The 9,551-nt window shown below is 70.5% G+C and carries 8 protein-coding genes and 1 pseudogene; 4 read left to right on the top strand and 5 right to left on the bottom strand.

The genetic code is table 11. The annotated features are described in order from the left end of the window. Both VFH10_RS02295 and hemQ read left to right on the top strand, forming a co-directional pair. Window positions 1–268: pseudogene (locus tag VFH10_RS02295) on the top strand (protoporphyrinogen oxidase); the annotation flags it as partial. Between the two features lie 4 nt (window positions 269–272). Then, complete coding sequence (gene hemQ / locus VFH10_RS02290; RefSeq protein ID WP_325125520.1) at window positions 273–992, top strand: hydrogen peroxide-dependent heme synthase; 720 nt, start codon at window positions 273–275, stop codon at window positions 990–992. Here hemQ and malQ read toward each other — a convergent pair. Together malQ and msrB are read right to left on the bottom strand one after the other, a co-directional pair. Continuing rightward, window positions 976–3,087 (bottom strand): 4-alpha-glucanotransferase, encoded by a 2,112-nt coding sequence (gene malQ, locus VFH10_RS02285; protein ID WP_325125518.1) that lies wholly within the window; start codon window positions 3,085–3,087, stop codon window positions 976–978. The two genes, hemQ and malQ, sit on opposite strands and share 17 nt — an antisense overlap. Before the next feature lie 34 nt (window positions 3,088–3,121). Beyond that, window positions 3,122–3,535 carry a peptide-methionine (R)-S-oxide reductase MsrB gene (msrB, locus tag VFH10_RS02280; protein ID WP_325125516.1) on the bottom strand — a complete coding sequence of 138 codons (414 nt, stop codon included), beginning with the start codon at window positions 3,533–3,535 and terminating at the stop codon, window positions 3,122–3,124. Window positions 3,536–3,610: 75 nt separating this feature from the next. On the opposite strand from msrB, the gene VFH10_RS02275 reads away from it, so the two are divergent. Beyond that, window positions 3,611–4,696: a DNA polymerase domain-containing protein gene (locus VFH10_RS02275; protein WP_325125513.1), complete on the top strand. Its 1,086-nt coding sequence runs from the start codon at window positions 3,611–3,613 to the stop codon at window positions 4,694–4,696. A gap of 72 nt (window positions 4,697–4,768) precedes the next feature. Here the strand turns inward: VFH10_RS02275 and VFH10_RS02270 are convergent, their stop codons facing one another. Then, window positions 4,769–7,156: an immune inhibitor A domain-containing protein gene (locus VFH10_RS02270; RefSeq protein ID WP_325125510.1), complete on the bottom strand. Its 2,388-nt coding sequence runs from the start codon at window positions 7,154–7,156 to the stop codon at window positions 4,769–4,771. Between the two features lie 208 nt (window positions 7,157–7,364). Between VFH10_RS02270 and VFH10_RS02265 the strand changes: the two genes are divergently transcribed. Next, a complete protein-coding gene (locus VFH10_RS02265) occupies window positions 7,365–7,883 on the top strand; it encodes a DUF664 domain-containing protein (RefSeq protein ID WP_325125509.1) in 519 nt (172 codons plus the stop codon). 17 nt (window positions 7,884–7,900) lie between these two features. Here VFH10_RS02265 and VFH10_RS02260 read toward each other — a convergent pair whose 3' ends face one another. Further along, window positions 7,901–8,440 (bottom strand): hypothetical protein, encoded by a 540-nt coding sequence (locus VFH10_RS02260; protein WP_325125507.1) that lies wholly within the window; start codon window positions 8,438–8,440, stop codon window positions 7,901–7,903. A gap of 9 nt (window positions 8,441–8,449) precedes the next feature. Next, window positions 8,450–9,544 (bottom strand): ATP-dependent DNA ligase, encoded by a 1,095-nt coding sequence (locus VFH10_RS02255; RefSeq protein ID WP_325125505.1) that lies wholly within the window; start codon window positions 9,542–9,544, stop codon window positions 8,450–8,452. Window positions 9,545–9,551 lie beyond the last annotated feature (7 nt).

Genomic DNA, 9,551 nt, shown 5'->3' with positions numbered 1-9,551 from the left:
CGAGCTGGCCCTGCACGACCTCTGCGACGCGATCGGGCTGTCGGTGCGGCCCGTCGACTGGCACGTGCAGCGATGGGGAGGCGGCCTGCCGCAGTACGCCGTCGGCCACGTCGACCGGTTGCGGCAGGTCCGGCTCGCCGTGGGCAAGGTCGACGCGCTCGCGATCTGCGGGGCGGCGTACGACGGGCTCGGCATCCCCGCCTGCATCGCCTCCGCCGAGGCTGCTGCCACCCAGATTCTCGAGTCGTTGGCCGGACAGGGAGAATGAAGCCATGACTGAAGCCGGAAGCAAGCGTCCGAACCAGGGCAAGGTCGCCAAGGACCTCAACGACACCATCCGCTACACGATGTGGTCGGTGTTCCACCTGCGCGACGTGATCGGCGACGGCGACCGGGCGAGCGAGGCCAACGAGGTCGAGAAGCTCTTCGAGGAGCTCGAGGCCTCCGACGTGCGCATCCGCGGCCTGTACGACGTGTCGGGTCTGCGCGCCGACGCCGAGCTGATGATCTGGTGGCACGCGGAGAGCTCCGACGACCTCCAGCAGGCCTACCACCGCTTCCGCCGCACGGCGTTCGGCCGCCGGCTAGACCCGGTGTGGTCGCAGATGGCGCTGCACCGCCCGGCGGAGTTCAACAAGAGCCACATCCCGGCCTTCCTCGCCGACGAGGAGCCGAGGCAGTACATCTGCGTCTACCCCTTCGTGCGGTCCTACGAGTGGTACCTCCTCGAGGACGAGGAGCGCCGCCGGATGCTCGCCGAGCACGGCATGATGGCCCGCGGCTACCCCGACGTCCGGGCGAACACGGTCGCGTCCTTCGCGCTCGGTGACTACGAGTGGATGCTGGCGTTCGAGGCCGACGAGCTGCACCGGATCGTCGACCTGATGCGGCACCTGCGCGCCTCCGACACCCGGCGGCACGTGCGTGAGGAGGTCCCGTTCTACACCGGCCGGCGGCGGACGCCGACCGAGCTGGTCAACGACCTTCCCTGACCGCCTCCGCGAGGGCCGCGGCGCGCTCGGAGCCGAGCACGTCCTCGAGCAGCAACGGCCGCTGGTCGGGTCCGGAGAGCGGCACCCGCCAGTTCGGGTACTCGTCGACGGTGCCGGGCTGGTTCTGCGTGCGCCGGTCGCCGACCGCGTCGGTGAGGGCCACGCAGCGCAGCCGGGACGGGGTGAGGGTGAGGTACTCGTGCAGTGCCAGCACGGTCTCCTCGACGTCCGCGCCGTCGGCGAGCAGCCCCCGGTTGCGCACCTCCGCGAGCCAGGTCTCGCGCTCCTCGTCGTCGGCGGCGACCTCCTCCTCCAGGGACCGGGTCAGCAGCCCGAGGTCGTGCCGCAGCCGCACGTGGTCGCCGGCGAGGAAGCCGGCGGTGGGCGGGAGGTCGTGGGTGGTCACCGACGCCATGCACAGCTCGCGCCATTTCTCGGCCGGCAGCGGGTTGCCGTTGCTGTCGCGTTCGAACCACAGGATCGAAGTGCCGAGGATGCCGCGCGACCGGAGGTAGTCGCGGGCCGAGGGCTCGACCACGCCGAGGTCTTCGCCGACCACGACGGCGCCGGCCCGCGCCGCCTCCAGGGCGAGCACGCCGATCAGCGCCTCGTGGTCGTAGCGGACGTAGGTGCCCTGGTCGGCAGTGCGGCCGCTCGGCACCCACCAGAGCCGGAACAGGCCGATGACGTGGTCCACGCGCACACCGCCGGCGTGCCGCAGCACCGCCCCGATCAGGTCGCGGAACGGCGCGTAGCCCGCCGCCTCGAGCGCCGTCGGCTGCCACGGCGGCTGCGACCAGTCCTGGCCCTGCTGGTTGTAGGCGTCCGGGGGAGCGCCGACACCGATCCCCTCGGCGTACGTCGACCGCAGCCGCCAGGCGTCCGCGCCGCCGGGGTGCACGCCGACCGCGAGGTCGTGCATGGTGCCGAGCCTCATGCCGGCCGACACCGCCCGGGTCTGCGCGTGCTGGAGCTGCTCGTCGAGCAGCCACTGCAACCACTCGGCGAAGGCCACGTCGTCCTCGTGGTCCGCGACGAACGCCGCGACCTCGGGGGAGTCGACCTGCTGCAGGGGTTCGGGCCAGTCGCGGTAGTCGAGCCCGTGCTGCTCGGCGAGCACGCACCAGGTCGCGTAGTCCCGGAGGGCGGACCCCTCGCGGCGCCGGAACGCCTGCAGGTCGTCCTCACGGCCCGGCGCCCGACGTACGGCGTGGATGAGGCCGAGCGCCTCCCGCTTGGCGGTCCAGGCCGTGTCGCGGTCGATCACGTCCGCCTCGTCGAGGGCGGTGTGCAGGTCGGCCGCCAGCCGGTCGACGCGGGCGCGGTCCGCGGGAGGCAGGTCGGCGTACTCCGGAATGCGCTCCACCCGGAGGTAGAGCGGGTTGAAGAACCGGCGCGAGCTCGGCAGGTACGGCGACGGCTCCATCGGCGCGCTCGGCTCGGCGGCGTGCAACGGGTTCACCAGCAGGTAGTCGGCGCCGAGGCCGGCGGACCAGACGCCCAGGTCGGCCAGGTCGGCGAGGTCGCCGACGCCCCAGGAGCTGCGCGACCGCACGCTGTACAGCTGAGCGGCGAAGCCCCAGGCGGCTCCGTCTCCGAGCCGCTCGGGCAGTCCGAGCCACGCCGGGGTGACGATCAGATGCGCCGCCGCCTCGTTGCCGACGGACCGGGCCCGCAGCGTGTGGTAGCCCAGCGGCAGGTCCGCCGGCAGCGCGAACGTCGCCTCCCCGACGACGCGGCCCTCGAGGTCGTACGGCGGCACCCACCGGTCGACCTGGGCCAGATCCTCACGGCGACCGCCCTGCTCGAGCTCGACCCAGACCTCGACCGGGTCGCCGTGGTCGACGTGCACCGGGACGTGCCGGGCGTCACCGGCCACCGCGACCACGCAGGCGGGCAGCATCCGCCGCCACGGCTCGTCGCGCCGTCGTTGCAGGGCCGCCGCGGGGTCGGTCGCGTCCACACCGAGCGCGGCGAGCACCTCGCCGACGGCCTCGTCCTCGACCAGGACGTGCCGGCCCTTCCAGTCGTGGTACTCCGTGGCGACGCCGTACGCGTGCGCCAGCTCGACCAGGGCGGGGCTCGGAGGGGTCACCCGACGATCATCGCGGATCGCCTTCGCGTGCCGGTCAGGCGGTGCCCTCCGCGGGTTGCAGCGTCAGGCTGATCGAGTTGATGCAGTACCTCTGGTCCGTCGGCGTGCCGTAGCCCTCGCCCTCGAACACGTGCCCGAGGTGCGACCCGCAGTTGGCGCAGCGCACCTCGACCCGTTTCATGCCCATCGAGCGGTCCTCGATGTACTCCACGCGGTCCTCGGCCAGCGGGGCGTAGAACGACGGCCACCCGCAGTGGGAGTCGAACTTGGTCTCCGAGCGGAACAGCTCGGTGTCGCAGGCGCGGCACTTGTAGACGCCGACGGTCTTGGTGTCGGTGTACTCACCGGTGTACGGCCGTTCGGTGCTCGCCTTGCGCAGCACGGCGTACTCCTCGCGCGAGAGCTGCTCGCGCCACTCCTCGTCGGACTTGGTGACCTGGTAGCCCATGCCCCCAGCCTACGGATCGGGCGGTCGGGCCGCGGCCCGGTGGTCGAGCTCGTCGAGACCACTACAGTGCCGAGCATGCCCAGCCCCGCGACCGAGGTCGATGCAGGCGGACGCAGCCTGCGCGTGTCCAGCCCCGACCGGGTCATCTACGAAGCCACCGCGACGACGGGCGAGGTGACCAAGCTCCAGGTCGTTGAGTACTACGTCGCCGTCGAGGACGGCATCATGCGCGCGCTTCGCGAGCGGCCCACCGCCCTGGAGCGCTGGCCCAAGGGCGTCCGTGAGGGCATGCGGCTCGCGACCGGCTACCAGGACCGCGACGCCGACGCGTTCTACCAGAAGCGGATGATGAAGGGCGCGCCGTCGTACGTCGAGTCCGCGACCGTGACCTTCCCGTCCGGGCGCACCGCGGAGGAGATGTGCCCGACGGAGGTTGCGGTGCCGGCCTGGGCCGCACAGATGGGCGCGATCACCTTCCACCCCTGGCCGTGCCGGCGCGACGACGTCGACCACCCCGACGAGTTGCGCATCGACCTGGACCCCCAGCCCGGCACCGACTTCGCCGATGCGGCGCGTGTCGCGATGGTGGCCCGCGACCTGCTGACCGACCTCGGCATGACCGGCTTCCCCAAGACCAGCGGCAACCGCGGCGTGCACATCTACGTGCGAATCGAGCCGCGCTGGGAGTTCGTCGACGTACGCCACGCGGCGATCGCCTTCGGCCGCGAGCTGGAGAAGCGCACCGACGGCGTGACCACGGCCTGGTGGAAGGAGGAGCGCGGGGAGCGGATCTTCGTCGACTTCAACCAGAACTCCCGGGACCGCACGATCGCGTCGGCGTACAGCCTCCGGCCCAAGCCCGGCGCTCCGGTCTCGACCCCGCTGCACTGGGACGAGCTCCCCGAGGTCCGTGATCCCCGGGTGTTCAACCTGTTCACCGTGCCCGACCGGCTGCGCGACCAGGGGGACCCGCACGCCGCCATCGACGACCACCCCTGCTCGCTCGAGCCGCTGCTGGAGCTGTTCGTGGAGCAGGGGTCGGTCGAGATGCCGTACCCGCCGGACTACCCCAAGATGCCGGGCGAGCCCCCGCGCGTGCAGCCCAGCAAGAAGGTCGCGTCGCACTGGGACGAGCACGGCAACCGGGTCGAAGGCACCTGATCCGACCCCGGGCACGCGACGAGGGCCGGAGCATCGCGCTCCGGCCCTCGCCGTTCCGATGTACTGCGCGGGTCAGTTGACCTGCACGGTCATCTGCCCGTTGCGGACGTTGGAGTTGAGCACCTGGATCTTCGTGCCGGTGTCCGGCACCTTGACGCTGCCACCCGGGTTGCCCTGGGCGTCGTAGTACGACTTCCACTTGCTGTCGTCGAACGTCGGGATCGCCGGTTGCGACGGGACGTTCAGCGTGGTCATCGTGACCTGGCCGTCCTTGGCCACCTCGCGGTGCAGCGACAGCGGGTCGGTCTTCTCCAGGCCGAACGTCGCGTCGAACGCCTGGATCCGGTTGCGGGCCGCCGTGCCGTCCGACCACCGCAGCGTGCCGCCCCGGGCGTCGACCGGCAGCGCCTCACCGGCACCGGGGTGCTGGCTGGTGTTGTTGTCGGACTGGAAGCCGTTGACGTACCAGACGAGCATGCCGTCCTGGTACGGGAACCGCTCAACCCAGTCGGGCTTCGATGCAGCCCAGCCGAAGTTGTACGGGCCCTGCTTCAGGGTGGCGTCGTTGCCGCCGTACTGACGGTTCTCGGCCAGGTAGAAGTGCTCATACTCCACCGGGTAGCTGTCGCCGGTGACGACGTAGAACCCGTTGGACGTCCAGTCCGGAGCGTCGTCCTCCACGTTCTCGACCAGCGCGTCGCCGACCGAGATGGCGTCGACCGCGAAGCCGAAGCCGTGGGTGTTCTCGTCGTTGGTCTGCCGGAAGCGGACCTTCACCGACTGGCCGGCGTAGGCCGAGAGGTCGGCGGTGAGCCCCTTCCAGCCGTTGGACTTGCCGCTGATGCCGCCGCCCTCGTTGACAGCGTTCGGGTCGTCCGGGTCGGACAGGCTGGTCTGGATCGACGTGAAGGACCCGCCGTCGACGGACACGTCGACGTAGCTGTAGTCGAAGCTCTTCTCGGTGTCGTAGTTGACCTGGGCGCTGAGCGTCCCGCCCGCCGGCACGGTGAACGCCGGGCTGGTCACCGAGGTGACCTTGGCGTCGTTGGTGCCCGAGAAGAAGTACTTCGACCCCTGCACCCCCGAAGCGATGGGCGACTTCACGTTGCCGAACGCCGTCGGCAGCTTCACCAGCGCCGCCTGCGCGCGCTTCGTGGCGTGGTGGGACGGGCCGAGCTTGACCTCCTCGCTCTGGCCGGCCTCGACGGTCTCGTAGTCCAGCCAGTTGAGGAAGAGCTTCTCCCACGGACCCATGTGGTTGGGCGTGGTGCCGATGGCCTCGCCGCCGTGGTTGAGCCACGAGCCGGAGCTCATGAGCGTCCAGAAGGCGGTGCTGTTCTCGCCGCCCTTGGTGTCGTAGAAGTCGGGCAGGCCCAGGTCGTGGCCGTACTCGTGGGCGAACACGCCGAGACCGCCGTTCTCCGGCTCGGTCGTGTAGTCGCGGATCCAGAAGTCGGTGTTGCCGATCTTGATGCCGCCGAGCTTCGGGTGGTTCTTGGGGCCGATGCCGTCCTTGTAGAAGCCGTTCTGGTTGACCGCCCAGCGGTGTGACCAGATGTCCTCCTCGGGCGCGCCGGCCTCCTCGCCCTCTCCGGCGTGGATGGCCTGGAAGTGGTCGATGTAGCCGTCGGGCTCGTTGAAGTTGCCGTTGCCGTTGGCGTCGTACCGGTCCCACTGGTCGAACGTCTTCAGGTACGCCGAGATCTGCTCATCCGTCTTGCCGGCCGCCTTCTGCTGGGCGTACCACGCCTCGGCGGTGTCGTCGATGAAGCGCGTCATGTCGACGTGGCTCTCGGTGTAGCCGTAGCTTGACGTGCTGTTGGGCACCTGTACCCACTCGGACACGTCGCCGGTCACCTCGTAGCGACCGCTCGACATCTCCTTGTAGACCTGCTGGAACGACTCGCCGTTCTGGTCGGGCATGCCGTTGAAGAACATGTCCATGAAGTGCTTGCGGTCGAAGCTCGACGTCCAGTAGGTGCTGTTGTCCTTGCTGCGGTCCGGCTCGGGGATCTGGCCCTTCGCCGGACCCGTCACGCCGGCCGGGAAGACGGTGTCCGGGGTGGAGGCGACCCCGTCCCAGTTGCCGGTCTTGCCGGCGCGCTCGTCCTGCTGGTTGCCGAACTCGACGAGGAAGGACAGCAGCTTGTCGCTCGACTGCGTGCCGTACTCCACCCACTGGCCGGGCGCGACCTTGACGGCCTTGGACCCGCCGCGCTGCTGGACCTCGGCGTTGCCGGTGACGACCTGGCGGACGGCCTCGGCCTTCTGCTCGCGCCGTTCGGCGGCGAGGGGGTCGGGCCGGTCGTCGGACTTGGGGGCGGCGTGCACGGGGCCGCTGACCAGGCTGTCGTCGCCGGCGCCCGGGGTGGGCGCCGCACCGGCGGGGAACTGTGCTGATGTGGCGAGCAGGGCGGCCGTGGCCACCCCGCCGAAGACGCTGACGTGGCGTCGTTTCACGGGGGATCTCCATCTCCAGGGGAATGCCCGACCCGCGGTTCTCGAGGTCGGGGCAACTTGCGTATGCCAACAAACGTGGGCCGGAGAAAGAAGGTGCAGACCCCTGCACGTTTGTGCATTGCACAGATGTGCAACGAATGTCCCGTTTGCGTTATCACGCCGGTGGGGAGGTCGCCCCGCCGGGGTCGGCTCGGCCTAGGCTGCGGGCGTGACCGAGCCGCACCCGCCGTTTCCCGAGCCGAAAGTGCACACCGGCGACGCCGCCGAGCTCTTTGCGCTGTACCTCGACTGGTACCGCGCCACGGTGCTGCACAAGGTGTCGGTGCTCGACGAGGTCGAGCGGCGCACGACGCGGCTCCCGTCGGGCTGGACGCCGCTGGAGATGCTCACCCACCTCGCGCACATGGAGCGACGTTGGTTCGTGTGGGGCTTCCTGGGAGAGGATGTGGCGGACCCGTGGGGCGACGCGGTCGAGGGGCGCTGGCACGTCCCGGAGGACGTGACGTTCGAGGACCTCGCGGCGATGCTGCGTGAGGTGGGCGCGCGGACGAGCGTCGTGCTGAGGGAGACTCCGCTCGACCGGCAGGCGCCGCCCGGACCGCGGTTCGGCGACGGGGAGCCGGCGACGCTCGGCTGGATCTGCTTCCACGTGCTCCAGGAGTACGCCCGGCACGCGGGGCATCTCGACGTGGCCGTCGAGCTCGCCGGAGGTCCGACGGGCGAGTAGCCCGGCGAAGGCCGCTGCTAGAAGCCGGAGACGCCCTCGCCGCCGCCGGCCTGCTCGTCGAAGTTCTCGTGCTCGAGCAGGTGCAGGATCGGCACGCCCAGCTTGCGGCGCGCCCGGTGGGTCCAGTCGAGGTGGAAGAACTCCGCCACCACGTGCGGGCGGGTCAAGATGATGACCTCCGCGGCGTCGACCTCCTCGACCTTGGTCTGCAGGGCCTCGATCGGGTCGGCGGTCACCACCTCGCCGACCACGTTGCACCCGGCGGTGCCGAGCCGGTCGATGCAGTCACTGACGTCGTCTCGGGCCTGGTCGAGCAGCTCGCGCTGCATAGCCTCGAGGTTCTCGCTGTCCATCACCATCGCGGGGGTGGCCAGCACCTCGCTCGCGGCGATCGACCCGAGGGCGGACTCGACGCGAGCCGCGGCGTCCTCGACGGGCAGCAGGACGTGGTAGCGGACCGGGTCAGCGACGTCCGTGTGCAGGCTACGCACCTGCACGGCGTCATCAGCGGAGAGAGGCTGCTCCACGAGGAGCACCACGTCGTACGTCTCGCTCATGCAGGGAGCCTAGCCCTGTTTTCCGAGAACCGAGGCGAGGTCGTAGGACACCGGCTCCTCGAGCTGCTCGTAGCCGCACGACTCGGGGTCGCGGTCGGTGCGCCACCTCTTGAACTGCGCCGTGTGCCGGAACCGCGAGCCCTCCATGTGGTCGTAGCCGACCTCCAGGACGCGCTCGGGACGCAGCGGCACGAACGACAGGTCCTTGCCCGCGCTCCACCGGCTCTGGGTGCCGGGAACCCTGTCGGGGTTGGCGATCGCCCACTCCGACCACTGACCCCACGGGTGCTCGCTGAGGTCCTCGGCCACCAGTGGCTGCAGCTCCTCGATCAGCTCGGCGCGACGCTTCGCCGTGAACGACGCGGACACGCCGATGTGCTGGAGCCGGCCCTCGTCGTCGTACAGGCCGAGCAGCAGGGACCCCAGCAGCGGCTGCTCCGGAGTCGACGTCTTGTGCAGCCGGTAGCCGGCGACGACCACGTCGGCGGTGCGCTCGTGCTTGATCTTGAGCATGGTGCGGGCGTTGGGCTGGTACGGCGCGTCGAGCGGCTTGGCGACCACCCCGTCGAGTCCCGCGCCCTCGAAGCGCTCGAACCAGTCCTCCGCCTCGGCCGCGTCCGTCGTCGTGCGGGTGAGGAAGATCGGCGCCTGCACGCCGGCGAGCTCGGTCTCGAGGCGCTCGCGTCGAGCCGAGAACGGTTCGCGCATCAGCGACCCGTCGTCGACGGCCAGCAGGTCGAAGGCCACGTAGCCGGCCGGTGTGGTCTCGGCGAGCATCCGCACCCGGGAGTCGGCGGGGTGGATCCGCTCCTGCAGCTTCTCGAACTCGAGGCGATCACCGATGGCGACGAACAGCTCGCCGTCGAGCACGCACCGATCGGGGAGGTTCGCCTTCACGGCGTCGACGACCTCGGGGAAGTAGCGGGTGAGTGGCTTGGTGTTGCGGCTGGCCAGCTCGACCTCGTCGCCGTCGCGGAACACGATGCAGCGGAAGCCGTCCCACTTCGGCTCGAACGACAGCCCCCCGTGCTTAGCGGGATCGGGGATCCCCTTCACGGACTTCGCGAGCATCGGCTGGACCGGGGGCATCACAGGCAGGCGCACGCCCGAA

Origin of the sequence: Nocardioides sp. (assembly GCF_035697785.1) — a bacterium.
Classification (GTDB): domain Bacteria; phylum Actinomycetota; class Actinomycetes; order Propionibacteriales; family Nocardioidaceae; genus Nocardioides_B.
This window is presented reverse-complemented; position numbering and strand designations above follow the sequence as displayed.

Excerpts from the sequence above, each read along its gene's own strand:
- VFH10_RS02260 (WP_325125507.1), bottom strand. The coding sequence starts at position 8,440 with ATGAGCGAGACGTACGACGTGGTGCTCCTCGTGGAGCAGCCTCTCTCC.
- VFH10_RS02275 (WP_325125513.1), top strand. The coding sequence starts at position 3,611 with ATGCCCAGCCCCGCGACCGAGGTCGATGCAGGCGGACGCAGCCTGCGC.
- hemQ (WP_325125520.1), top strand. The coding sequence starts at position 273 with ATGACTGAAGCCGGAAGCAAGCGTCCGAACCAGGGCAAGGTCGCCAAG.
- msrB (WP_325125516.1), bottom strand. The coding sequence starts at position 3,535 with ATGGGCTACCAGGTCACCAAGTCCGACGAGGAGTGGCGCGAGCAGCTC.